This is a genomic window from Agrococcus beijingensis, assembly GCF_030758955.1.
Classification (GTDB): Bacteria; Actinomycetota; Actinomycetes; order Actinomycetales; family Microbacteriaceae; genus Agrococcus; species Agrococcus beijingensis.
This window is the reverse complement of record NZ_CP132360.1, coordinates 2,615,369-2,638,465: the sequence shown is the minus strand read 5'-3', so window position 1 is coordinate 2,638,465 and position 23,097 is coordinate 2,615,369. Positions and strand designations below refer to the sequence as shown.

Sequence of the window (23,097 nt, the reverse complement as noted above, 5' to 3'; positions counted from 1 at the left end):
AACGCCACCGCGCCACCACCGGAACGAACCTGCATTAGCCTGACCACGCGGCCTGGAGAGCTTCGACGAGCGACTCCGGGGAATCTCGCTGAGCGCCGTCATAGTGTCGGCGCACTGACTCTGACGCGCGCCTACTCAACGCACCAGAGTGGCCCCGTGCGGGTAACTACCTGAGAGTAGAGCCTCCAAGAACTCGCGGATCGCTTCGGCTGCGTGAGTGTAGGACAGTGCATCCAGCTCCGGGAGTGAACGCGGACCCTCGGCCGCGGCTCGGAGCACTTGACTGGCCAACTGTTCGATATCGCCTTCGGTGGCCAGATATGCGCCGGGTATGTCCTGCACTCCTTTCACGTCGAAACCGACCGTTGGCATGCCCATGGCCACAGCTTCGAGCGCGACTCTTGGCAGGCCTTCCCACCGGGAGGTCTGGACTAGGAGATGCGACAGCATAAAGTGAGGCACAGGGTCAACGTGCCCCAGAAGTTGAACTTGACGGTCGTCGCCGATCCGCTCCTCCAGCTCCGAAAGCATGGCTCCTCTACCAAGCATCCGAAGTTCTACATCGACACCCCTACGCTTCAACTCCGTGACCAAAGCGATTGCGTCGATCGGATTCTTGCGCTCAGTGAGTTCGCCGCACCAGACCAACTGCAGAGTTTCCCCTGTAGTCCAAGGCTTTCGCTCAACATTCCGCGGAAATCGCTTCGTATCAAGGCCGACACCGTGGCGGAGGCGAAGTCGAGGCAACTGGGGAGCGTGTTTTTCGAACCAGATCTCATCCGGAGTATTCATGCAGACTACGCCGTCGGTCCGCGCGAGGAGTAAACGCTCCATGAAGCGAAACGGCAAGCTCTTGAGCGAAAACTGATTCCAATGCAATCCATGACAGAAATAGACTACTGGGACTCGAGTTCTCGCAAGCCTAGCCAGAGCGGAGGCGGTCGCTGTATTCGTAAGGATTACGTCGACTGATTGGCGATCGACCCACTGCCGAAGCGCGTGAGGTACCCGGCGGTTGGCCATTCGCGGGCTACGTGTTAATCCGTCAATGATGACTTGATCGGGGAAATGCTTGGACCCGTCACTCGACGCCGTGGTGACGCGCAGACCGGTGCTTTCCCAGTGAGCGACCATCTCTACAAAGAAGGAGTCGAGGGTGTGACCGGTCGCGGATAGCAATCCGATCGTGCTGAATCCTTGTGGGTAGCCAGTCAACTTCGCTCGCTTGGCACGCCCATCGCCCCGGGACCATTTTTCGTGTCCGACTCGCTTCCGCATTTTTGCCTCCCCGTCGATCCGTGAACTTCTTGAATGCTAGCCACGCGTTTACCCCGCATATTCTCTTGGGGGCCGGCGCGCAATAAGATTGCCCTCTGTCGTCAGTGGCGCTCGGCGCGGAAGTACTGGCTTATAGCGATCTGCGGCGGCCGATCGGCAATTGTCATCCCTGCACCTCCTGCAGCCATGCCCGCGATGTGCGAATGCTCGGACTCGTCGCGGAAGCGGCCTGCTGTCGTTGTCCGAACCAAAGGAGTTCGAGGCGGCGCGCGATCCCAGCGAACTTCGGCACAAACTGGCCCAGGCTGAACGCAACCGCGATGACGGCTCGGCACAGCGCCGCCGGCAACTTCGTTGGTTCTCGTCCGCTGAGGCTCACCAGCGCTGTCGTCACAGAGTGGTTCTCCCAGGGCTGCAGTCGCACCCCCTGCATGGGAGCGGCTGCGATGCTCACCGCCAACACGAACTCGGCGAGTCCACGCACCGTACTGACCACGGTGGGCTGATCCCCGGGCGAGGCGACGCTGCTTAGACGAGAGTGCGCGAGCTTTGTGAGTGACTTGGTCGTCGGTCGGCCATCGCCTTGGACGGACGTCGCTCGCACGATGGCCACATCGGTATGCGGGGCGCCGTCGGAAAAGGTGAGCATCTGCTCGAGAAGAGCTGCCTCGCCGAGGGCCTTGGAGTGCGAGTACGGTGAGAACGCGTTGAATTGCGTGCTCTCGTCAATCTCAGGCGTGCGTCCCTGCACCGCAGCCGAGCTCAGATGCACCAAACGGCGGACGCCTCCGCGATCTGCGGCTTTGGCCACGATGGCGGGCAGCAGGGCGTTGGCGCCGTACAGAGCATCGCTGCCGCTGTCGTCCGGAGCAGCGAGGCCCGCAGCAAGCACAACGATGTCAGCGTCCTTGAAGGAACTTTGCAGCCCAGCGAGCACCTCCGACTGCGCCTCGATGGAGGCGCTCAGATCTTCAACGGAACGAGCTGCTGTCATTAAGCGGGGAGCGGCCAACTCGGAGACTTGGAGGTCGTGAGAGCGAAAATGCTCGGCGACCGCACTGCCCACGAAGCCGCTGGCGCCAAGGACAACGACCCGGGTCGACTCGGCCGTGCGAATCCGATAGTCGCCAGGCTGCACGGAAGCCCGAAGGTGCCAACGCACGTCCTCAATGCCGAAGACTCCCGGCAGTGCGAGGTACGCCATCATTGCGGCGGCGATCACCGCGAGTCCCAGCCACCAGGGCCACGCATCCAGAGCGACGAGTAGGCCAGTCAGAGCACAAAACGCAGTTGCGACCGCGACGGTCGTCGCGACGGCCGTGTGTGAGAGGCGCGCAGTGATGCGCTGGTATACATGCTCGCGGTGACTCTCGTACCAGCGATCACCTCGCAGCACGCGGCGGAACAGCGTCATAGCCGTGTCGGCCCCGTAGATGGCAACAGGACCCAGGACGCTCACGAGCGGCAGCCCGGCCACGACAGCCGCGACTGCAAGCAGGGCGACAAGCCCTCCAAGGAGGTAGCTGCCAACGTCTCCGAGGAATCGTTTGCCCGGGCCCAGGTTCCAAGGAGCGAAGCCGAGGAAGGCAGCGGCCAATACCGCGCCTCCGAGAGCGAGAGCTGGCGACGCTGCAATGACGCCCATCGCCACGAACGACAGTCCGGTCACCGCCCCGTGGCTAGCGGAAATTCCGTCGACGCCATCCATGAAGTTCGTGATGTTGACGTAAGCCGCGACCCACAGACCAGCAATCGCCCCGAGTGCAACCGCGCTCAATGCCGGGAGGCCAGCGCTGAGCAGCAGCGCAAATCCCGCGAGCGCGCCGAGCATGAACTGCAATGCAGCTCGCAGGGCGATGGGCAAGCCACGAACGTCCTCCACCAGGCCGATGACTGCGATGGCGCCCGCGCCACCAACTATTCCTACGAGCGCGAACGTCGCCTGCGCGTCGAGTCCGGACAACGCCGCCACCGGCGTTGCGATCAAGATCGCGACTAGAGGAGCAACACCGAGACCGCGGACGGCGATCCCCTCGTGCGACGAGCGCGCGGTGGCAACATCGACGACGCGCGAACGACGCAGAAGGGGCAGCACGGCTATGGGCGCGAGCACGCTGACGGTGAGCGCCGCAAGAGCGCCGAGCACGATCGTGGTCATGCTTCGCGGGCCTCGCGAACGGGCGCGGCAGGCACGGCCGCTCCGGCGTCGTCGGCACGCGAGCGTTGCTCGGTGAGCCGGGCTTCGGCTTCGCTCTTCCAGTGAGCATCCCAGCGCTGCTTGACGAGCCCGCTCGCATCGAGCGGCTCGCCCTGGGCATGCGTGATCTTGTCATGGAAGGGCCGGTCGTCCTGTTCACCGGTGCCGATGAGCTCCTCGTGCAGCTTCTCGTGCGGACGAAGGCCCGTGTAGATGATCTCGATCGACTTGCCCGACATGCGGATCATGCGCTTCGCGACGTCGAGGATCTTGACGGGCTGGCCCATGTCGAGGATCAGCACCTCGCCCGGTCGCCCGATGCCGCCGGCCTGCACGACCAGTTGGCAGGCCTCGGGGATCGTCATGAAGTAGCGCGTGATGTCGGGATGCGTGACAGTCAGCGGACCGCCTGCCTCGATCAGCGCCGTGAACGTCGGCAGCATCGAGCCGCGGCTCCCCAGGACGTTGCCGAAGCGAACGGAGAGGTAGCGGCCCTTGCCTCGTTCTGCGAAGGAGGCCGTCAGTCGCTCGGCAAGGCGCTTCGAGTGGCCGAGCACGCTCGTCGGGTTCGCTGCCTTGTCCGTCGAGATGTTGACGAATGTCTCGACGCCTGCGGCGAAGGCGGCTTCGAGCACATTGAGCGAGCCAAGCACGTTTGTCTTCCACGCCTCGTCGGGATACTGCTCGAGCATCGGCAGGTGCTTCAACGCCGCCGCGTGGAACACGACTTGCGGTCGGCGCTCCTGCATGAGTTCGCGGATCGCGTCGGCGTCGCGAATGTCAGCGAGCACTACATCCTTGGTGTGCAGGAGGCCGTGGCCGGAGATCGAGATCTGCACTGCCTGCAGCGACGACTCGTCGCGGTCGAGCATCATCAGTTCAGCCGGGCCGAACTTGGCGATCTGGCGGCAGAGTTCTGCGCCGATCGAACCGCCAGCACCTGTCACCAGCACGCGCTTGTCCGTGAGGTACCCCGCGACCGTGGCCACATCGGTGTCGACCGGATGGCGACCGATGATGTCTTCGATCGAAATGTCGCGGAGGTCGCCCATGCCGCGACGCCCGTCGAGGATGTCGTCAAGCGGAGGCATCACAAGCACCCGGAGATCCGCGTCTGCCGCCAGGTCGGAGATGCGTTGCAGCAGGGAGGCGTCAGCGCGAGCGATGGCGACGACCAGCATGGTGGCGCCGGTGTCTTGCGCGACCTTGCGGAGATCGGCGCTCGTGCCGAGCACTCGGACGCCCGATCGAACGGCGTTTGCGAGCTCTGGTGCGTCGTCGATGATGCCGACGGGATTGAAGCGCGACTGCGCATCGGTGCGCATGCGCTTCAGAAGACTCGAGCCGACGAACCCCGCGCCATAGATCAGTACGGGGGCGGCACTGTCGGTCGGGCGGCTCGAGCGCTCGATCGCCACTCGACGGAAGTACCGTGTGAGCGCCATGGCGAGGAAGGCGAGGGGCGCGGCGATGAGCGGCGTGCTGCGCGGAACGCCAATGTCGTTGCCGAAGATCAGGATCGGGATGCCGATGATCGCCGCAGTCAGCAGCACCGATCCGCTCAGGGCCAGGACCTCGTCGAAGCTGCCCACCTGGTAGCGACGGCGGTAGAGGGACAGCACGAGTCCCGCGCCCAGTTGCGCCAGCGCCGCCACCAGACAGATGACCGCCATAGCGATCCAGTTCGTGTCCTGGAAGTGGAACTCGAAGCGCAGCCAAACCGCGACGACGATGGCCACGATCCAGGCGATGGAGTCGAAGAAGTACTGGAAGACGCGCATGTTGGCGCGGATCGATCGCAGTGTGATGCCGCTGCGTGCGCTGGCCGCCACCGTGCCTCCGTTGTCTGAGCGGCAGGCGACCTAAACTGGATTCACACGCGCAACCGCACTCACTCTTAAAGACCCATGGTACCGGTCGAGCGTTACGCCACGAGTGATCGGTCAGGCGCGGACGCTGAACGTTCGATGAACCTTCTTGGTCTGAGGTGTCGCTTGGCGCCCGCTAGCGTTGAAGGATGCCTCGCTCCGTTTCCAAGGTTGTCATCCCTGCCGCAGGTCTAGGAACCCGCTTCTTGCCGGCGACCAAGGCGCTCCCCAAGGAGATGCTCCCGGTCGTTGATAAGCCGGCAATCCAGTACGTCGTGGAGGAGGCGGTGCGCGCTGGAATCCCTGACGTCCTGTTCGTGACGGGCCGCAACAAGAACGCACTTGAGAATCACTTCGACCGCGCGACTGAGCTCGAGGCGATCTTGACCCGAAAGGGCGATGAACAGCGCCTTTCGAAAGTGGCCGAATCGACCGAACTCGCGAACGTCCATTACGTGCGACAAGGTGATCCTAGGGGCCTCGGCCATGCAGTGCTGCGTTCGAGGGCCCATGTCGGCGCCAATTCGTTCGCTGTGCTGCTAGGCGATGACATCATCGACGAGCGTGATCCACTGCTCGAGCGCCTGCTGCAGGTGCATGACGAGCGCGACGCCTGTGTCGTTGCTCTCATGGAAGTCGACCCTTCGCAGACGCACATGTACGGCATCGCGACTGTTGAGAAGACTGAGCAGCCCGACGTCGTCAGAATCACTGGGCTTGTTGAGAAGCCCCAGGGGGGGCGCGCGCCATCGAACCTCGCGATCGTCGGCCGCTACGTGCTGAAGCCAGAGATCTACCCGGTGCTTGAGCGCACAAAGCCGGGCCGAGGCGGCGAGATTCAGCTGACCGACGCTCTCTTGGCGATGGCCAGCGATGCGACCACAGGCGGTGTGTTCGGAGTCATCTTCCGCGGACGCCGCTACGACACGGGTGATCGACTTGACTACATCAAGGCGAATGTGCAGCTCGCCGTAGAGCGCGAAGACATCGGCCCCGGACTCCGCTCCTGGATCAAGGAATTTGCGGCAACGCTCGAAGATTGACCCGGCTCAGCCGATTCGAATACTTCACGACCGGCGATGCGCTATCTTTCTCGACATGGCAAAGAAGACTATGGTCCAGCTCGTCGACGACTTCTCGGGTGAATCGATCGGGGACGGCGAAGGCCGCACCGTTCGCTTCGCATTCGACGGAGCCGAGTACGAGATCGATCTCAGCAACGACAACATCAACGACTTCACGAACACCCTCGAGCGCTTCGTGCGTGCATCGCGCCGCGTCTCTGGCCGTCGCAAAGGTGGCGCTCCGGCAGCCAGCCGTGGCGGCAACAGCGAGACCGCAGCGATTCGCGAGTGGGCTGAGTCGCAGGGGCTGAAGGTCGCGACGCGGGGCCGCATTCCTGCGGAGATCGTGGAGCAGTACCGGAGCCGTTAGGGCTCGGGTCTCGATACGCGGCCGGCTTCGCCGGCAGCTACTCGACCAACGGAAGGGGAGCGACGGCGTCAGCCGTTGCTCCCCTTCCTCATTCGAGCGGGAGGATGGCGTCGATGGTGGTGGCGATGAGTTCGAGGCCCGCCTCGTTCGGGTGGAGGTCGTCGGGAGCGATGAGGTCTGGGCGGTCGAGGAAGAGGTCGCCGAGGTCGAGGTGCTCGGCGTCGATCGCAGTCGCCTCGCGTTCGACGACTTCACGCAACTCGACGAGCGCGGCAGGCGTTGGCGAGTCGTCCCAGAGCGGCGACGTCACGATGACGCGGGTGTTCGGCAGCGCAGCGCGCAGCTCGGGATAGAAGGCCGCCACCGCTTCGTCGAGGGAGGGGCGGCCGAGATCGTTGCGGCCGCCTGACACGACGATGATGTCCGGTTGCGCAGCGACGGCGTCCGGGAGCACGCCGATGTACGAGGTGCAGCCGGCCGGCGGGCAGCGGCCGTCGGGCTGGCCCGTCGAGTAGCCGGTGCCGGGGAAGCCGAGGTTCACGACGTGCCAGCCGCGGAGGTCGCCGAGGATCGCGGGGAAGCCGGTGCCGTCGAGGGAGGTGGCGGTGCCGACGGTGTAGGAGTCGCCGAGGAAGACGGCGGTAGGGGTGTCGGGCTCGGTGCTCACGGAGGAGGGCGGGGGAGTGGGCGTTGGCGCGGGTGGGGTTGCGGGGCGGGGCCAGAGGAGGACGACCGCGACGATCGCGGCAGCCGTCAGGGCGGTTGCGGTGAGGAGTTTGTGGGTGCGGTTCATGATTTCGATACGCGGCCGGCTTCGCCGGCAGCTACTCAATCAACGGGGTGGGGGCTACCAAGGCGCGGACTGCCTCTAGGGGGACCGGGAGCCAAGTGGGGCGGTTACGGGACTCGTAGACGACCTCGTAGAGGGCCTTGTCGAGGAGGAGGGCGCGGAAGACGGGATCTTGCTCGTCGACGGGACCCAGCGCCTCCGCATATCCCGTGAGGAACTCCTGCTGCCGCTCGTGCACCCAGCTGCCGGCGGCGACCGGGTCGGCGTTCGGCAGCTCCTGCAGGGCGGAGCCCGCGGCGTAGTCGAACGAGCGCAGCATGCCGACCACGTCGCGCAGCCGCGGCTCGCGCACCATGCGCTCGTGCATCGGGCGCAGCGGCTCGCCCTCGAAGTCGAGCAGGCGCCAGCCGCCGTCGGCGGCGCGCAGGATCTGGCCGAGGTGCAGGTCGCCGTGGATCTGCTGCAGCTCGCCGAGCGTGTCGATCTCACGCAGCCGCTCGGCCGCCGCGCTCAGCGGCTCGTCGAGCTCGGCCAGCGCCGCCGTCGCCTGCTCGCGCGCCCAGGCGAGCCGCTGCTCGAGCCCCGTGACGAAGCGGAGCGTGTCGGAGGGTGTGGCGGTGACGGAACCCAGGGCATCCGCCAGGTCTTTGTGGACGATCGCGACCGTCGTGCCGAGCATGCGGGTGTCGGGCAGGTCGGCCGCCTCGCCGCGCAGCGTGGCGAGGGCGTGCCGACGGTAGAGATCCCAGGCGTCTTCGGCGCCGGCGACGAACTCCGAGACCGCGAGCAGGTGGCCGGTGACCGTCGCCTCGCCCGCCGGCCATGCGGCGGTGAGCGAAGCCAGCAGGCTCGGCACGCGGTCGCAGCCGGCGCGGGTGAGGGCGCCGGCGACCAGCACGTCGGGGTTGTCGCCGGGGGCGACGACGCGGAAGACCTTGGCGATCCACGGGTGGTCGCTGTCGGTGCCGCCGATGATCGAGGTGTTCGACTGCTCGCCGGTGACGACCTTGCTCTGGCCCGCGGGCGCCGGGTCGGTGGTGGTGTCGCCCGCGAGGTGGTCTGCTCGGCGCTTGCCGGTGGCGACGTCGAGGATCGCCTGCACGGCGTCGGGGTCGCCGCACGCGTCGACCAGCCACGCGTCGCCGAACTGCTGGATGGGGATCGCGCCCGGCTCATCGCGCCACGCGACCGGCACCTGCAGCAGCGTCTCGCCGGCGCGCAGCAGCAGGATCGCCGCGTCGCCCAGGTCGTAGGACTGCTCGAGCTCGACGTAGACCGGCTGGCCCTTCAGCGGGTACCAGCGGGTGGTGGGCATCCACGCCGCGATCGCATTGATGACCTCGGGAGCGTCGAACTGCGGGTGTGCGCTCATGCGGCCCAGTCTGCACGGGGTGGCTGGGTGGTGGCTACGGGTGTGGGGTGTGGCCTTGCGCGCTGGGGCCTTGGCCTTGCCTGTTGCCTGTTGCCTGTTGCCTCGGGCTACGGGGCGGTCTGCACGGTGTGCAGCTGCAGGCCCGGCACCGTCGACATGAGCTGCGACATCGGCGCGATCAGGCCGCGGGTCGAGCAGCTGCCGACCAGCGGGCTGCGGAGCCCCGAGACCACGCCGACCGCCCGCGCGCCCTCGGCGGTGGGCAGGCCGACGACCGGGCCGCCCGAGTCGCCCAGGCAGAAGGCCCTCGTGCCGGTGGAGTTGACCAGCTGCACGTTCATGCACTCGCTGTTGCCGCGCGGCGTCGAGTAGCAGGTGACGTACGACTCGGCGGCGATCAGGTCGCACTTCCAGCCGGTGACCTGGCCCGACGAGCAGAGCCGGTAGCCGGCCGGCGGCCAGGTGGTCTGCGTGCCGGTGATGTTGATCGTCGAGGTGTCGCCCGTGTAGATGCGGGGGAGCGTGCGGGTGTCGTACGGGGCGGCGATGACGCCCAGGTCGTACGAGGTCGGGCCGTCGTTGAGCTCGGCGACCAGGTCGCTCGTGCCGATGCGCACACCGGCGTTGTTGCGCACGCCGCGGTCGTCGGCGTAGTCGCTGCAGTGCGCGGCCGTCACGATCACCGGGCGGTGGCCGTAGAAGCCAGAGAAGCCCGAGGTGCAGCTGGTCCACGCGCCGTTGAGGAACTGCGTCTGCACGCGGGCGCCGCCCGAGAGGACGGATGTGTCGTTCGTGCGGGCGGTGCTGAGTCCGGTGTTCGGCTGGGCGCCCTGGGCGAAGTCGGTGGCGACGGCCGCGGTGGTGGTGGGCACTGAGTCGGTCTCTTCGACGGTGACGGTGGCCCCGATCTCTGCGGCTGCCTGCTCGGTCTCGTCGATCACCTCGAGCACCTCGCCCTCGAGCGGGATCGGCTCGGTGTCGGCCGCCTCGGCCGCCTCGGCGGTGGGCACCTCGACCGAGAGCGTGTCGGCGCCGATGCCGATCGCGAAGGCGCCCTCGACCGGCATCGATGCGGCCAGGCCCTGCGCGAGCTCGAGCAGCTCGGCCTCGCTCGACTCCTGCGGCACGAAGGTGACGTCGATGCCCCGGGTGGCGGCCTCGTCGGCGATCTGCTGGATCTCGCTCGGCACGAAGCCGACCCAGCCGATGCTGATGGTGCCCGCGACTGGATCGCCCGAGATGGAGCCGATCTGCGAGACGGGCGCCAGGGCATCCCAGTTGCCGATCGCGTCGATGACGGCGAAGTGGGCCTCCTGCGTCTCGGCGATGTCGGTGGAGGAGTTGGCGGCCGGCGAGTTGGCGGCCGGCGTCGCGGGCGCGACCACCAGCACGGAGGCGGCGCCGAGCGCAAGCAGGGCAGAGAGCAGGAAGCGGCGCAACGGAGACCTCGTGACGGTGGGGCTGGGGAACCTCGCTCAGGGTACAGCAGAGGTTCAACCTTTGGTGGAAGGTGTTTGGGCCATGCCCTCGTCACTCGGTCGACTGGGTTGCTGCAGCCGGGGTCGGGGTCGTGACCGGGTTGACGACCACCGCGCCCTGCGGCGGTGTGGTGGGCGACGGCATCCGCTGCATGATGCGGCGCACGATGAGCCAGACGACCAGCGCGAGCACGGCCAGCACGACCAGCGCCGGGATCGACTGGCCGAGGCCGAAGAGGAACGTGGCGCCCCAGGCGAGGAAGGCGTTCCAGCCGGCGATCAGGCCGTCCCAGAAGGTCGGCGTGCCCGTCGGGCCGTCGACCGTCGTCGAGCGGATCTGCACCTCGATCGTCGACATCGCCACCTGGTCGGCGAGCGAGCGCTGCTGCGACAGCAGCTGCTCGAGCTCGCTCGTGCGCTCGGTCAGCTGCGCCTCGACCTCGAGCAGCGTCTCGGTGTCGGCGGCCGTCGCGAGCAGCTCGGTGAGGCGGTCGACGGATGCGCGCGCGGCGTTCACGCGCACCTCCAGATCGCGCACCTGCGCGCCCACGCGCTGCTCGCTGACGTCGACCGAGGAGAGGTCGGCGAGGCCGCGCAGCGCATCGAGGAAGCCCTCGACATCGACCGTCGGCACGCGCACCGTGAGCATCGCCCACGCCGGCTGGAAGTCGGTCGACGCGCCCTCGGAACGGCGGTCGATCGAACCGTCACGCGCCGCCGCGGCGTCGGCGACCGCATCCGCCATCTCGATCGGATCGGCCACCTGCATCGCGACGCTGCCCTGCACGATGACCTCTTCGCCGTCGGCATCCTGCTGGGGCACGTCGACGCCGGGCTGGCCGCCCGTGTCGCCGCCCTCGGAGCCGCCGAAGCCGGGCTGCGGTGCCGACTCGGGCTGGCCGATGTCGGGCTGGCCGATGTCGGGCAGCGGCTGGCCGACCGCCGGGCCCGCGGGCGACTCGGAGGCGGCGCCGAGCGCGCCGCAGCCGGTGAGGAGCACGGTGCCGGCGACGACGATGCCGGCCATCGAGAGGAGTCTGCGGGTCATGGTTCCACTGTGGCTCTCGGCCAACGGGAACACAGCCCAACCTTTCGGGGGAGTCGGGCGTCAGGGGTGCTGCTTTCGACCCAGGCGGCGAGAACCGATGCGGAAGCACCAGGCTCGACGCGTCGCTCGAGCGCAGGCACAATGCTCGCAGGAGGCGATCATGGCTGAACTGCTGCAGAACGACGCGACCGCCGGCGCCACACCGGTGCCGGTGCAGCCCAAGCTCTACCGCTCCCTGCGGACCGGGCGCATCGTCACCGAAGGGGAGCGGATCGCGGCGGCGCGAACACGCGTCGTGGCCGACAGGCGGCGGGGCGTCGAAACGGCCGCCTGGATCGTCGAGCTGGCGAAGCAGAGCGCCTGACCGGAAGCCGTCAGACCTTTTTGATCGCCTGCTTCGCGGCCTTCAGCTCTGCCTTCGCGGCGGCCCTCGCCTCGGCAGCCTCGGTCTTGGCCTGCGCGGCCTTGAGGCGCTCGGTGGCCTTGCCCAACGCATCCGCCGCCTTTGCCTCGGCCTGCCGCAGCTCGATGCGCGCCTTCTCGACGAGCTTCGCCGCCTCGCGCACGGCCTTGTCGTTCACGATCGAGGCGGGCAGGCGGTCGACCTCGACGTCGGGCTCGGTGCGCTCGAGCCAGCGCTCGATGCCGTCGAACAGCCGCGACAGTCCGAAGCTGAAGCCCCGGTCGAGGTCGTCGTCGCGGCGCTCGAACACGCCCGCGCGCACCGCCGGCGCCAGCAGCGGGAACCGCTCGTCGGTGACCAGCTCGGGCAGCGCCATCCGCACCGCGTCGTCGACGTGCGCGTTGCTCGACGCCTTCGCGTAGAGGCCGATGTAGCCGACCAGCAGCAGCAGCGCCGTCATCTTGGTGCGGTCGGGCATCGACACGTCCTCGAGCGCCGCGAGCCCGGATTCGAAGATCGCCAGTCGGTTGGGGGTGGTCGGGGTGGAGCTCGGCGGCAGGTCGGCCATCCACGGGTGCGCGTCGTACGTCGCTCGCACGAACGTCGCCCACTCGCGCAGCCGCTCGCGCCAGGTGGTGCCCGCGCCCGGCACCGTCACCTCGCTGGCCGCGTCGAACATGAGCAGCAGCAGGTCGTCCTTGCCGGTGACGTAGCGGTAGAGGCTCATCGGCGCCGCGCCCAGGCTCGCCGCCACCTTGCCCATGCTGACCGCGTCGAGCCCGTCGGCGTCGGCCAGCTCGATGGCCGCCTCGACGATGCGCTCCGTGCTCAGCTCGCGCTTCGGGCCGCGGTGCGGCAGCTCGGCAACGCCCCACGTGAGGGCGTGGGCGTGCGGCAGATCGGGGGCGGGAGGCTCGGTCGGGTCGGTCACGGGGTCACTGGTGAGTCGTCGGGGGCACGGTGTTGAGGCTATCGGGGATGGGCCGGGGGCTTCGGGGCGCGGTGCTGATGCGGTGGGTGACACCGCGGCTTGCTGCGCGTGATTGCCGCTGGGATATATCCTGATCACTGGTAGCGAGTAGTGAAACAGCCCCCGGCGCGCCGATTCGAGAAGCCCACGCCAAGCGCGTGGGCTTCTGCGTTGCTGGCTGGTCGGTGCGTGCGGGCGCGACGCGGAGCTGCGTGTGGCGGGCTGACGCAGGTTCGCCGCTCGATAGCGTGGGCCGTGTCCTGACCGCTGCACTCGATGGGAAACCCCGATGGCCTCCACCGCTCCTGACACCCCCGACCTCGGTCGCCTCGGCTTCTGGCGCGGAGGTGGGCTGCTGACGCCGGAGCTGGCCGGCACGGTCGAGCGGCTGGGCTACGGCACGATCTGGATCGGCGGATCCCCCGCAGCCGACCTGGCGCTCGCCGAGCAGCTGCTCGACGCGACCGAGCACGTGACGGTCGCTACCGGCATCGTGAACATCTGGACGGCGCCGGCCGTCGAGGTCGCCGCCTCGTTCCACCGGCTCGAGCGCGTGCACCCCGGCCGGTTCCTGCTCGGTGTCGGCATCGGGCACCGCGAGGCGCTCGGCGACCGTTATCAGAAGCCGTTCGCGGCGCTCGTCGACTACCTCGACACGCTCGACGCCGAGGGTGTGCCCGCCTCGCGTCGCGTGATCTCGGCGCTCGGGCCGCGCACGCTGCGGCTGGCGGCGGAGCGCGCCGCCGGCACGCACCCCTACATGACGACCCCCGCGCACACCCGCTTCGCCCGCGACATCCTGGGCTCGGGGCCGCTGATCGCCCCCGAGCAGCGGATCGTGCCCGGCACGGATGCGTCGGTCGCTCGCGCGTCTGCGCGCCGCTTCCTCGATCGCTACCTGGCGCTCTCGAACTACCGCCGCACGCTCGAGTCGCACGGCTTCACCGCCGCCGAGCTCGACGACGGGGCGACGGATGCCGCCGTCGACGCGCTCGCGCCGCACGGCACGCCCGCGCAGCTGGCCGCCGCTGTGCACGCCCACCTCGATGCCGGCGCCGACCACGTGTGCGTGCAGGTGCTGCCCGCCAGCGACGACCCGCTGCCGACGCTCGAGGCGCTGGTGGGCGAGGTCGGGGCGCGCTGACGGCTCCTGGCGCGGAACGCGGGAGAGGAGACGCCTCCAAGGTCCGCGTCTGCCCTTAGCGTTGAGCGCGTCAGCATGCGCCAGCCGCATCGCCACCACGGCGCTCACGTCTAGGGCAGCAGGTCGAGCATCTGCGGCCGTGCCTTCATCGCGTGGATGATCAGCTCGTTGCCGCTGTCGAACGTCAGCACCACCGTCTCCAGCAGTCGTTGTCTGGTGTCGAAGCCCAGCCGAAGCTGTCTGGAGGGGTTCTCCTCATCGAGGTCTTCGACCCAAAGCGGCCACCTCGCCGCCTGAATCGCGTCTTCAGGAGCGACTCCGTGCTTGCGCGCGGAATCGTGAACCCTCACGCTGCTGACGCCAGCAGCTTGCGGATGTACTCCGAACGAGACTGCTGAGCCTGGGCCGCCCGGGCATCGACTCGGGCGATCTCCTCGGGCGTCAGTCGGATCGCGACCACCTGCGAGGGCTGGGCCCCGCGGCCGGGACGGCCCCGGCCCCTTTGCTTCAGCGCCGCTGCGTCGTACCCCGCCTCGGCTTCGGATGCCCACGCGGCGATCTGCTCCTCGGTGACGGGGACGCCGTTGATCGACTCTTGACTGCTCATGCGAATAATGTATGACGAAATTCTTGGTCGCGCCAGTGGTGACACTGGCTCGCTCAGCCGGCGGGCGTCGTCGGCTGGCCGTGCGTCCAGCCTGCCTCGCCGCGCAGGTACTCGACCCGCACGTGGCGGCGGTCGTGCGTCGCCTGCAGGAACTCGAACCGGCTCGGCTGCAGCGCCCACAGCACCCACTCCGGGTTCGGCTGACCGGCGAAGTTGGGGCGCTCCCGCCAGTCTGCGGCAGACGCATCCGCCCCCAGATCGGTCACCTCGCCCGTCACCTCGACCTGGCGCCCGAGCGCGCGCCAGAAGAACAGCGCCGTCGCCACCGGATTCGCCGCCAGCTGCACGCCCTTGCGCGAGCCGCGATGCGACGAGAAGTGCAGGCCGCGCTCGTCGACGTCCTTGACGATCAGCGTGCGGCTGGCCGGAGCGCCGCCCTCGCCGATCGTGCTCAGCGCGAAGGCGTTCGGCTGCCGCTCGCCCGCCGCGATGGCGTCGTCGAGCCACTCGGTGAAGAGCGCGAGCGGATGCGTCGGCACGCTTTCGGCGTCGAGGTGCGGCAGGGCGTCGGGGAACGTGGGTAGCGCACGCAGCCGCTCGCGGAGCTCGGTCATGCCGCCACGCTACGCCCGCCGCGCCCTTCGCGACGTGCCCGCCCGGCGGTGCCCAGCGCATCCGCAACGTTCCCGCCCAGCGTCGCCCGATGCATCCGCAGATGTAGGGCCAGTGGCCGGAATGGGCGTCGCTTTGCGGCCGTTGGCCCTACATCTGTCAAGCGCGGGCGGCGCCGCGACTCAGCGCGGCAGCTCGACCGGCGCCGTGTCGGGCGGGTCGGAGATGCCGTGGCGCATGTCGGGCTGGTGGCGGCGGAAGATCGCCGCGATGAGGGTCGCGAGCGTCACCATGACGACCGCCACCCAGACGCCGCCGACGCCGCCGATCGCGTCGATCGAGACGCCGGCGATCGCCGAGCCGACGGCGGCGCCGAGCAGCTGGCCGGTGCCGATCCAGGCGTAGGCCTCGGGGGTGTCGGCGAACTTCACCGTCGACGCGATGATCACGCTGAACGCGGCGAGCGCGGGCGCCGTGCCGAGGCCCGCGATGAAGAGCGCGACCGAGAGGCCGACGACCTCGGTCATCGGCAGCGCGATCGCCATGCCGAGCAGCACGATCGCGAGGCGGATCGCGAGCGACCACGGCGCGAGGCCGCGACTGCCGACCGTGAAGCCGCCCACCAGCGAGCCGAGCGCCGAGATCGCGAGCACCAGGCCCGCCTCGAGCGCGCCCTCGCCGAAGGTCGCGACCACGCCCGCCTCGACGGCCGAGAAGCCGCCGATGAACATCGCCGACACGACCACCGACAGCAGCACCGGCGGCTTGCGCAGCACCCGGCCCAGCTTGCGGGTGGTCGGCGGGATGCGCAGGCGCCGCACCTCGGGCGAGATCATGAAGAAGAGCGCGCCGAAGAACTGGATGCCGATCGTCACGAGCATCGTCGGGCCGGTGCCCAGCAGCGACACGAGCAGCGTCAGCAGCACCGGGCCGAACACCCAGATGAGCTCCTGCAGCGCAGCGTCGAGCGAGAAGAGCGGCGAGAGCAGGCGCTGCGGCACCATCCGCGGATAGAGCGTGCGCACCGTCGGCGTCACCGGCGGCATGGCCGCGCCCGCGATGACGCCGGCGATGACGTCGACGTAGAGCGGCACGGCGAACGTCGCCATCGCCAGCAGCGACGTCACCGACACGAGCGTCGTGACGGCCAGCACCTGCACGGTGCCGAAGCGGCTCATCAGCCGCGAGACGAACGGGCCGGCGAGCGCCATGCCCACCGAGAAGGCCGCGAGCACGAGACCGGCGGCCGTGTAGGAGCCGTGCTGGTGCTCCATGTGCAGCAGGATGCCCAGCGAGTACATGCCCGCAGGGAAGCGGGCGAGCAGCTGGGCGATGATGATGCGCGCGAGCCCCGGAACCCTGAGGACCTCACCGTACGTGCGCACCAGCACAGCCTAGGGTGCGGTGGGGCCTCGACTGCGGGGGCGAGCGGATGCGTGGCGTCGCGTTCCCGAGCGGCGCTCCCGTGCCGCGCGCGCCTGGCCTGGGACCGCATCCGCCCGCCTGGTGCGGCGTCGCCGGCCCGCGGCGCGCTGCGGTGGAAGACGGGTCAGCGGTCGCCCGAGGCGATGACCTGCGCGGCGTCGCCGACGGCCAGCCAGGGGCTGATGACGTAGCCGCCGCCCGGGCTGCTGCCGCCGCCGCCCCCGGCACCGCAGCCCCCCGTCGCGACGACGAACGACAGCACGACGGCTGCTGCGGCGGCGCGGAATGCGGTGCGCATGGCGGCTCCTCGGTGCAGCGGCGCGCATGTCGCTGCTCGATCGAACGCTACGCCTGGATCAGCCGCCGCGCACGGGGTCGATTCGCGTCGACGGTGTTGCCGGGTGCGAGCCTCGTCGGGTCAGCGGCCGCGGTCGGCGCGCTCGTCGACGCGCGGAGCCTTGATGAGCATGCCCGCCGCGAGGAAGACGAGCGCGGCGACCCAGTGCGCGCCGACCCAGACCGGGCCCGAGAAGTCGAACGGCAGCACCGGGTTCCAGGCGACCGCGATCGCCAGCATCGGCGGGATCCACCACCAATGCTTCGCCTGCAGCGCGAACCAAGCGACGATCAGCGCCAGCACGGCGATCACGAAGCGCAGCGTCTCGAACCAGACGGTGTCGAACAGCAGCTGCGCGATGATCAGCGCCAGCGCGCCGAGGATGCCGGGGGCCAGCGCATTGCGCTGGAAGGTGGGGCCGTAGCGGTTCGCATCCATGGTGCCTCCAGGTTAGGCCAGCCGGGTCGTGCGGGCGGCCGCGGCGGCCGGTGGGTGGCAGTGGCCCGGAGGATCTCGGGCGGTGAGGGCATCCGCTGGGACTATCCCGTCGGATCCGCGCTGGCGGCGGAATCTGCCGGTGCGAAGGGCCGCGGCCGAGGCGGCCGGTGGGTGGCAGTGGCCCGGAGGATCTCGGGCGGTGAGGGCATCCGCTGGGACTATCCCGTCGGATCCGCGCTGGCGGCGGAATCTGCCGGTGCGAAGGGCCGCGGCCGAGGCGGCCGGTGGGTGGCAGTGGCCCGGAGGATCTCGGGCGGTGAGGGCATCCGCTGGGACTATCCCGTCGGATCCGCGCTGGCGGCGGAATCTGCCGGTGCGAAGGGCCGCGGCCGAGGCGGCCGGTGGGTGGCAGTGGCCCGGAGGATCTCGGGCGGTGAGGGCACTCGCTGGGACTATCCAGTCGGAGCCCCGCTGCGGCCTGAATCTGCCGGTGGGGAGGGCCGCGGCCCGGGCGGCCGGGCCGCCGCCTACGCCGACAGCGCCTTGCGGATCCGCTGCAGCGACACCGGCCCCGAGGTGCCCAGCTGCTGCGCGAAGAGGCTGACGCGCAGCTCCTCCAGCAGCCAGCGGGCGGTGACCAGCCGCTCAGCCTTCGCCGCGCCCTCCGGTGCCGACGCACCCGGGCCCGGGACAGCATCCGCCACCTCGCGCGCCAGCGGCAGCGTGCCGCCCGCCTCGAGATAGAGGGCTGTGGCTTGCTCGACCTCGGTCATCCAGATGCGGTCGCGGTTGGCGGCCTCGGGCAGGCGCTTGACGCGGTGCTCGATCGCGCGCACGTAGACCTCGAGGCGGCCGAGGCGCGCAAGCCCCGTGCGGCTGACGAAGCCGTCGAAGACGAGCTGGTCGAGGTGCGCGCGGGCGTCGGCGAGCGCCGCCATGTGGGCGAGGCTCGCGCCGTCGCGGATGGCCCGGTCGGCCAGCCGAGCAGAGGTGAGGATGCGCGCCACCTGGCTGGCGAGCGCGAACATGCGGTCGACGAGCCCGTCGGCCACGCGCGAGCGCAGCGCCTCGAACTCGGCGGGCGACGCCGGCGGCCGCGCGCCCAGCTCGGCGTCGATGATCGCCAGCATCAGGTCGTCGAAGAGCCGGTCGGTCGACGGGTAGGGGCTCGCGCCCAGCGCCAGCTTCTCGGCGCCGGTCAGGTTGGCCTGCACGTAGGGCGCCGGGCTCGGCACCTGCCGCAGCAGCAGCTGCCGCACCGCCGCGCGCTGGTCGCGCTGCTGCGCCTCGCGGGTCGACGCCAGCCGGATGCCGACCGTCTGCTTGCCCGCGCCGCCCTTGCCGGCCCCTCCTTGGCGCGTCAGCGCATAGCCGGGGTAGGCGCGCACCGTGTTGCCGCCCTGCCGCACGTCGATGTGCTCGGGCAGGTCGGTGTCGAAGCCGGCCACCTCGTCGCGCTCGAGATCGCTCGTCACCTTCACGGCGACCTTCGCCACCTGCGCCGTCGCCTGCTGCCCGAAGCGCCGCTGCAGCGCCTCGAGCTCCTTGCCCTGACCGAGGCGGCGTCCGCGGGCGTCCTCCACCGCGAAGGTGGGCTTGAGGTGCTCGGGGATGCGTCCCCAGTCGACATCGGTCGCCTCCGCCTGCACGTAGGCGGTGCGGCTGATGCGCGCGGCCAGCACCTCGGCGAGCGAGCGCGGCTGATCGCCCGCCGTCGACGCCGGGGCGGCGGGGAGCTCGGTCAGCATCCCGCGCGCCCAGTCGGCCGCCGGCACCACGTGCTTGCGGATGTGCTTCGGCAGGCTCTTGATCATCGCCGTCAGCAGCTCCTCGCGCATGCCCGGCACCAGCCAGTCGAAGCCCGCGGGGCTCAGGCGCGGCAGCACCGCGAGCGGCACGTGCACGGTGAGGCCGTCGTCGGCGGCGCCCGGCTCGAAGCGGTAGCTGAGGCGCAGCCGCTGCTCGCCCTGCTGCCACTTGGTCGGGAACTGCTCGTGGTCGACGAGCGGCTCCTCGCCCGTCAAGTCCTGCTTCGTCATCGTCAGCAGCTCAGGGCGGGCCTCGCGCTCCTTGCGCCACCAGCCCTCGAACGTGCGCGTCGAGTGCACGTCGGCGGGGATGCGCGCGTCGAAGAAGTCGAACACCGCCTCGTCGCCCACCAGCAGGTCGCGGCGCCGCTGGCGCTCCTCCAGCCGCTCGATCTCGCGCCGCAGCTCGCGGTTCTTGCGCTCGAACTCCTGGGGGCTGTCCCACTCGCCCTCGACGAGCGCGTGGCGGATGAACAGCTCGCGCGCATGCTCCGGATCGATGCGGGCGAACTGGATGCGGCGCCGCTCGACGATCGTCACGCCGAAGAGCGTCACCTTCTCGTAGGCGACCACGGCGCCCTGCTTGCGCTCCCAGTGCGGCTCGCTCACCTGGCGCTTCGCCAGGTCGCCCGCCAGCTGCTCCGCCCAGGCGAGGTCGACGGCCGCGACGTTGCGCGCGAACAGCCGGCTCGTCTCGACCAGCTCGGCCGCCATCACCGCGCGCGGCGGCTTCTTGGCGAGCGCCGAGCCGGGGAAGATCTGGAACCGCGCGGCACGGGCACCGATGTACTCGGCCCGCTGACGCATCCGCCGATCACCGCCGCCCCGCTTGTCGCCGGGCCTCGGCTGCTGCGGCTTCTGCGTCTCGTCGAGCGTGCCGATGCGGCCGAGCAGGCCCGACAGCAGCGCCTTGTGGATGGCGTCGGCGTCGACGCCCTCGAGTCCCGCTGGTCGAGCAGCTCCACCCGCTAGTCGAGCCCCTCCACCCGCTGGTCGAGTAGCTGACGAAGTCCGCGTATCGAGACCAGAACCGCTCTCGTCTCGATGCGCGCCTGCGGTGCTGCTCGACGACCGGGGAACCTTCAGCCCCATCGACCTGGTCAGCTGCCGCACCACGTCCTGCCACTCCCGCACCCGCAGGAACGACAGGTGCTCGGCCTTGCACGCCTTGCGGAACTGGTTGCCCGACATCGCCGCCTGCTGCGCCTGCAGGTGCCGCCACAGCGCCAGCAGCGTCAGGAAGTCGCTCGTCGGGTCGGCGAAGCGCGCGTGCATCCGGTCGGCCTCCTCGCGCTTCTCGAGCGGGCGCTCGCGAGGATCCTGGATGGTCAATCCCGCGACGATCGCGATCAGCTCGTGGGCGACGTCGGCATCCCGGCCGGCCAGCGCCATCCGCCCGAACCGCGGGTCGACGGGCAGGCGGGCCAGCTCGCGCCCGACCTTCGTGATCTGGCCCTTCGTGCCGATCGCGCCCAGCTCGCGCAGCAGGTCGTGGCCGTCCTTGATGCCGCGCGGGTCGGGCGGCTGCAGGAACGGGAACTCCTCGAGCGGCCCGAGCCCCAGCGACGCCGCCTGCAGGATGACCGCCGCGAGGTTCGTGCGCAGGATCTCGGGGTCGGTGAACGCCGGGCGCTTGTCGAAGTCGGCCTCGGCGTAGAGCCTGATCGCGATGCCCGGCGCCACGCGCCCCGCACGCCCCGACCGCTGGTTGGCGCTCGCCTGGCTGATCGCCTCGATCGGCAGGCGCTGCACCTTCGAGCGCGCCGAGTAGCGCGAGATGCGGGCGGTGCCCGTGTCGATCACATGGCGGATGCCCGGCACCGTCAGGCTCGTCTCGGCCACGTTCGTGGCCAGCACGACACGACGGCGGATGCCCGCTCGGTTCGAGCGCTCGAACACACGGTGCTGGTCTGCCGCGCTCAGGCGGCCGTACAGGGGCAGGATCTCGGTGGTGGCGCCCAGTCTGCCCTGCAACTGCTCCTGTGCGTCGCGGATGTCGGCCTCGCTGGGGAGGAACACGAGCACGTCGCCCGCGTCGTCGCGGGCGATCTCGGCGAGTGCCGCCTCGATGCCCTCGACCGGGTCGAGATCGACGTGAGTGTCGTCGTCGTCGTCAGCGGACGCATCCGCCCCCTCATCCTCCAGCTGCGACGGCGCCTGCGCCTCGGCGACCAGCGGGCGGTAGCGCACGTCGACCGGGAAGGTGCGGCCGGAGACCTCGATGATCGGGGCGCCGCCGAAGTGGCGGCTGAACGACTCCGGGTCGATCGTCGCGCTCGTGACGATCACCTTGAGGTCGGGGCGGCGGGGGAGGAGGCGCTGCAGGTAGCCGATCAGGAAGTCGATCGTGAGGCTGCGCTCGTGCGCCTCGTCGATGATGATCGTGTCGTACTGCTTGAGGTCGCGGTCGCGGTGCATCTCGGCGAGCAGGATGCCGTCGGTCATCACCTTGATCTGCGTATCGGCGCTCACCTGGTCGGTGAAGCGCACCTTGTAGCCGACGGCCGTGCCGAGCTCGACGTCGAGCTCCTCGGCGAGGCGCTCGGCGATGGTGCGCGCTGCGAGCCTTCTTGGCTGCGTGTGGCCGATGCTCGTGCGGCCCAGCTCGAGGCACATCTTCGGCAGCTGGGTGGTCTTGCCCGAGCCGGTCGCGCCCGCGACGATCACCACCTGGTGGTCGCGGATCGCCGCCATGATCTCGTCGCGCGCCGCGCTGACCGGGAGATCGGCCGGGTACTCGATGCGCATCCGGCCATTGTCGCGCACGCGCGGGGGCTGCTGCCGCGCGCCGCCCGCGCGCGCGCCGCCCGCGCGCTCTGCTCGCGCGCTCCGGCCACCGCCCGCCGCCCGCGCCGGCCGCGACCGCTGCCCCGCGGCGCACCCCGGCCACCCGCCCGACGACTCCCGCCGCGGCCGCGCAGCCCACCGCATCCGCCCCGCCCGCGACCCTGCGCCCGACCACCCGCCGCCAGTGGATCGCAGCGTCGACGCTCGTCGCCCTCGCCATCGTCGGCGCCGCCACGATCGTGGTCGGCATCGCGCGCTGGTTCGTCGGGCTCGAGCCCGTCGCCGCGTTCATGACCCAGTACTCGGGCACCTACCCGATGCCCGAGGGCGCGCCCGTCGGCATCCCCGCGTGGCTCAGCTGGCAGCACTTCGCGAACTCGCTGCTGATCGTGCTGATCATCCGCTCGGGGCTGCAGGTGCGGCGTGAGCGCAAGCCCGCCGCCTACGTGACCAGCAAGGACGGCGCGAAGGTCTCGCTGAGCGTCTGGTTCCACACCAGCCTCGACGTGCTGTGGGTGCTGAACGGCATCGTCTTCGTCGTGCTGCTGATCGCGACCGGCCAGTGGATGCGCATCGTGCCCACTAGCCTCGAGGTGTTCCCGCAGGCCATCTCGGCCGGCCTGCAGTACGCCTCGCTCGACTGGCCCACCGAGCACGGCTGGATCGGCTACAACGCCCTGCAGCAGCTCGCCTACTTCGTCACCGTCTTCATCGCGGCGCCGCTGGCGATCATCACCGGCGTGCGCATGAGCCGCTGGTGGCCGAAGCGGCCGGCGCTCGACCGCGCCTTCCCGATCGAGTGGGCGCGCGCGGTGCACTTCCCGACGATGCTCTACTTCGTCGTCTTCATCGTCACCCACGTGCTGCTCGTGCTCACGACCGGCGTGCTGCGCAACCTCAACCTCATGTACGCCGCGCGCGACGCCGACGACTGGATCGGCTTCGCCTGGTTCGCGGGATCGCTGCTGGTGATCGCCGCCGCCTGGATCGCCGCGCGCCCCGCCCTGCTCGTGCCGATCGCGCAGCGGTTCGGCACGGTCTCGTCGCGCTGACCGGGCATCCGCAGCAGGGGGTCATCCCCCAGGAGGAACGCGGGCGACC

At 69.8% G+C, this 23,097-nt stretch carries 20 protein-coding genes; 5 read left to right on the top strand and 15 right to left on the bottom strand.

Translation table 11 applies throughout. From position 1 onward, the window contains the following. Window positions 1–135: 135 nt before the first annotated feature. The 3 genes from Q9250_RS12905 to Q9250_RS12895 form a co-directional block, all read right to left on the bottom strand. Window positions 136–1,134, bottom strand: coding sequence for a glycosyltransferase (locus Q9250_RS12905; protein WP_306233997.1), 999 nt, complete (start codon window positions 1,132–1,134; stop codon window positions 136–138). A 307-nt stretch (window positions 1,135–1,441) separates the two neighbouring features. Beyond that, window positions 1,442–3,436, bottom strand: coding sequence for an NAD-dependent epimerase/dehydratase family protein (locus Q9250_RS12900; RefSeq protein ID WP_306232273.1), 1,995 nt, complete (start codon window positions 3,434–3,436; stop codon window positions 1,442–1,444). Continuing rightward, window positions 3,433–5,307 (bottom strand): nucleoside-diphosphate sugar epimerase/dehydratase, encoded by a 1,875-nt coding sequence (locus tag Q9250_RS12895; protein ID WP_306232272.1) that lies wholly within the window; start codon window positions 5,305–5,307, stop codon window positions 3,433–3,435. Before Q9250_RS12895 ends, Q9250_RS12900 begins: the two co-directional genes overlap by 4 nt. Before the next feature lie 185 nt (window positions 5,308–5,492). Here Q9250_RS12895 and galU point away from each other — a divergent pair, with 185 nt between their 5' ends. Together galU and Q9250_RS12885 are read left to right on the top strand one after the other, a co-directional pair. Continuing rightward, window positions 5,493–6,386 (top strand): UTP--glucose-1-phosphate uridylyltransferase GalU, encoded by an 894-nt coding sequence (gene galU / locus Q9250_RS12890; RefSeq protein WP_306232271.1) that lies wholly within the window; start codon window positions 5,493–5,495, stop codon window positions 6,384–6,386. A gap of 55 nt (window positions 6,387–6,441) precedes the next feature. Next, window positions 6,442–6,777, top strand: a complete 336-nt coding sequence (locus tag Q9250_RS12885) for a histone-like nucleoid-structuring protein Lsr2 (protein ID WP_306232270.1) — start codon at window positions 6,442–6,444, stop codon at window positions 6,775–6,777. 88 nt (window positions 6,778–6,865) lie between these two features. On the opposite strand, the gene Q9250_RS12880 is transcribed toward Q9250_RS12885, so the two are convergent. From Q9250_RS12880 to Q9250_RS12865, 4 genes are all read right to left on the bottom strand, one after another. Continuing rightward, window positions 6,866–7,444: an SGNH/GDSL hydrolase family protein gene (locus Q9250_RS12880; RefSeq protein WP_306232269.1), complete on the bottom strand. Its 579-nt coding sequence runs from the start codon at window positions 7,442–7,444 to the stop codon at window positions 6,866–6,868. Window positions 7,445–7,601: 157 nt separating this feature from the next. Beyond that, window positions 7,602–8,939 carry a maltokinase N-terminal cap-like domain-containing protein gene (locus Q9250_RS12875; RefSeq protein ID WP_306232268.1) on the bottom strand — a complete coding sequence of 446 codons (1,338 nt, stop codon included), beginning with the start codon at window positions 8,937–8,939 and terminating at the stop codon, window positions 7,602–7,604. Window positions 8,940–9,046: 107 nt separating this feature from the next. Further along, on the bottom strand, window positions 9,047–10,378 hold the full coding sequence (locus Q9250_RS12870; protein WP_306232267.1) for a trypsin-like serine protease: 1,332 nt from the start codon (window positions 10,376–10,378) through the stop codon (window positions 9,047–9,049). A gap of 91 nt (window positions 10,379–10,469) precedes the next feature. Further along, complete coding sequence (locus Q9250_RS12865) at window positions 10,470–11,465, bottom strand: DUF4349 domain-containing protein (RefSeq protein ID WP_306232266.1); 996 nt, start codon at window positions 11,463–11,465, stop codon at window positions 10,470–10,472. Window positions 11,466–11,625: 160 nt separating this feature from the next. Between Q9250_RS12865 and Q9250_RS12860 the strand changes: the two genes are divergently transcribed. Further along, window positions 11,626–11,829: a hypothetical protein gene (locus Q9250_RS12860; RefSeq protein ID WP_306232265.1), complete on the top strand. Its 204-nt coding sequence runs from the start codon at window positions 11,626–11,628 to the stop codon at window positions 11,827–11,829. 10 nt (window positions 11,830–11,839) lie between these two features. On the opposite strand, the gene Q9250_RS12855 is transcribed toward Q9250_RS12860, so the two are convergent. Further along, entirely contained in the window at window positions 11,840–12,799 is a 960-nt protein-coding gene (locus Q9250_RS12855; protein WP_306232264.1) for a TetR/AcrR family transcriptional regulator, read from the bottom strand. Between the two features lie 328 nt (window positions 12,800–13,127). On the opposite strand from Q9250_RS12855, the gene Q9250_RS12850 reads away from it, so the two are divergent. Further along, a complete protein-coding gene (locus tag Q9250_RS12850; RefSeq protein ID WP_306232263.1) occupies window positions 13,128–13,982 on the top strand; it encodes a TIGR03620 family F420-dependent LLM class oxidoreductase in 855 nt (284 codons plus the stop codon). Window positions 13,983–14,092: 110 nt separating this feature from the next. Here the strand turns inward: Q9250_RS12850 and Q9250_RS12845 are convergent, their stop codons facing one another. The 7 genes from Q9250_RS12845 to hrpA form a co-directional block, all read right to left on the bottom strand. Beyond that, window positions 14,093–14,332: a BrnT family toxin gene (locus tag Q9250_RS12845; protein WP_306232262.1), complete on the bottom strand. Its 240-nt coding sequence runs from the start codon at window positions 14,330–14,332 to the stop codon at window positions 14,093–14,095. After that, complete coding sequence (locus tag Q9250_RS12840; RefSeq protein ID WP_306232261.1) at window positions 14,329–14,589, bottom strand: plasmid mobilization protein; 261 nt, start codon at window positions 14,587–14,589, stop codon at window positions 14,329–14,331. Before Q9250_RS12840 ends, Q9250_RS12845 begins: the two co-directional genes overlap by 4 nt. Window positions 14,590–14,642: 53 nt before the next feature. Continuing rightward, window positions 14,643–15,203 (bottom strand): pyridoxine/pyridoxamine 5'-phosphate oxidase, encoded by a 561-nt coding sequence (locus tag Q9250_RS12835; RefSeq protein WP_306232260.1) that lies wholly within the window; start codon window positions 15,201–15,203, stop codon window positions 14,643–14,645. A 180-nt stretch (window positions 15,204–15,383) separates the two neighbouring features. Further along, the gene (locus tag Q9250_RS12830; RefSeq protein ID WP_306232259.1) at window positions 15,384–16,586 is read right to left on the bottom strand and encodes an MFS transporter; all 1,203 of its coding nucleotides are present in this window, start codon (window positions 16,584–16,586) and stop codon (window positions 15,384–15,386) included. A 164-nt stretch (window positions 16,587–16,750) separates the two neighbouring features. Beyond that, on the bottom strand, window positions 16,751–16,924 hold the full coding sequence (locus Q9250_RS12825) for a hypothetical protein (protein ID WP_306232258.1): 174 nt from the start codon (window positions 16,922–16,924) through the stop codon (window positions 16,751–16,753). Window positions 16,925–17,044: 120 nt separating this feature from the next. Further along, window positions 17,045–17,401 carry a DUF6804 family protein gene (locus Q9250_RS12820; protein ID WP_306232257.1) on the bottom strand — a complete coding sequence of 119 codons (357 nt, stop codon included), beginning with the start codon at window positions 17,399–17,401 and terminating at the stop codon, window positions 17,045–17,047. 527 nt (window positions 17,402–17,928) lie between these two features. Beyond that, window positions 17,929–21,957 carry an ATP-dependent RNA helicase HrpA gene (hrpA, locus tag Q9250_RS12815; protein WP_306232256.1) on the bottom strand — a complete coding sequence of 1,343 codons (4,029 nt, stop codon included), beginning with the start codon at window positions 21,955–21,957 and terminating at the stop codon, window positions 17,929–17,931. A 278-nt stretch (window positions 21,958–22,235) separates the two neighbouring features. On the opposite strand from hrpA, the gene Q9250_RS12810 reads away from it, so the two are divergent. Beyond that, entirely contained in the window at window positions 22,236–23,048 is an 813-nt protein-coding gene (locus Q9250_RS12810) for a cytochrome b/b6 domain-containing protein (protein WP_306232255.1), read from the top strand. Window positions 23,049–23,097: the final 49 nt, after the last annotated feature.

Bases quoted from the DNA above. Each gene is read 5' to 3' on its own strand.
- Q9250_RS12905 (WP_306233997.1), bottom strand. From the start codon at position 1,134: ATGGTCGCTCACTGGGAAAGCACCGGTCTGCGCGTCACCACGGCGTCG.
- Q9250_RS12900 (WP_306232273.1), bottom strand. From the start codon at position 3,436: ATGACCACGATCGTGCTCGGCGCTCTTGCGGCGCTCACCGTCAGCGTG.
- galU (WP_306232271.1), top strand. From the start codon at position 5,493: ATGCCTCGCTCCGTTTCCAAGGTTGTCATCCCTGCCGCAGGTCTAGGA.
- Q9250_RS12885 (WP_306232270.1), top strand. From the start codon at position 6,442: ATGGCAAAGAAGACTATGGTCCAGCTCGTCGACGACTTCTCGGGTGAA.
- Q9250_RS12875 (WP_306232268.1), bottom strand. From the start codon at position 8,939: ATGAGCGCACACCCGCAGTTCGACGCTCCCGAGGTCATCAATGCGATC.
- Q9250_RS12865 (WP_306232266.1), bottom strand. From the start codon at position 11,465: ATGACCCGCAGACTCCTCTCGATGGCCGGCATCGTCGTCGCCGGCACC.
- Q9250_RS12860 (WP_306232265.1), top strand. From the start codon at position 11,626: ATGGCTGAACTGCTGCAGAACGACGCGACCGCCGGCGCCACACCGGTG.
- Q9250_RS12850 (WP_306232263.1), top strand. From the start codon at position 13,128: ATGGCCTCCACCGCTCCTGACACCCCCGACCTCGGTCGCCTCGGCTTC.
- Q9250_RS12840 (WP_306232261.1), bottom strand. From the start codon at position 14,589: ATGAGCAGTCAAGAGTCGATCAACGGCGTCCCCGTCACCGAGGAGCAG.
- Q9250_RS12835 (WP_306232260.1), bottom strand. From the start codon at position 15,203: ATGACCGAGCTCCGCGAGCGGCTGCGTGCGCTACCCACGTTCCCCGAC.
- Q9250_RS12825 (WP_306232258.1), bottom strand. From the start codon at position 16,924: ATGCGCACCGCATTCCGCGCCGCCGCAGCAGCCGTCGTGCTGTCGTTC.
- Q9250_RS12820 (WP_306232257.1), bottom strand. From the start codon at position 17,401: ATGGATGCGAACCGCTACGGCCCCACCTTCCAGCGCAATGCGCTGGCC.
- hrpA (WP_306232256.1), bottom strand. From the start codon at position 21,957: ATGCGCATCGAGTACCCGGCCGATCTCCCGGTCAGCGCGGCGCGCGAC.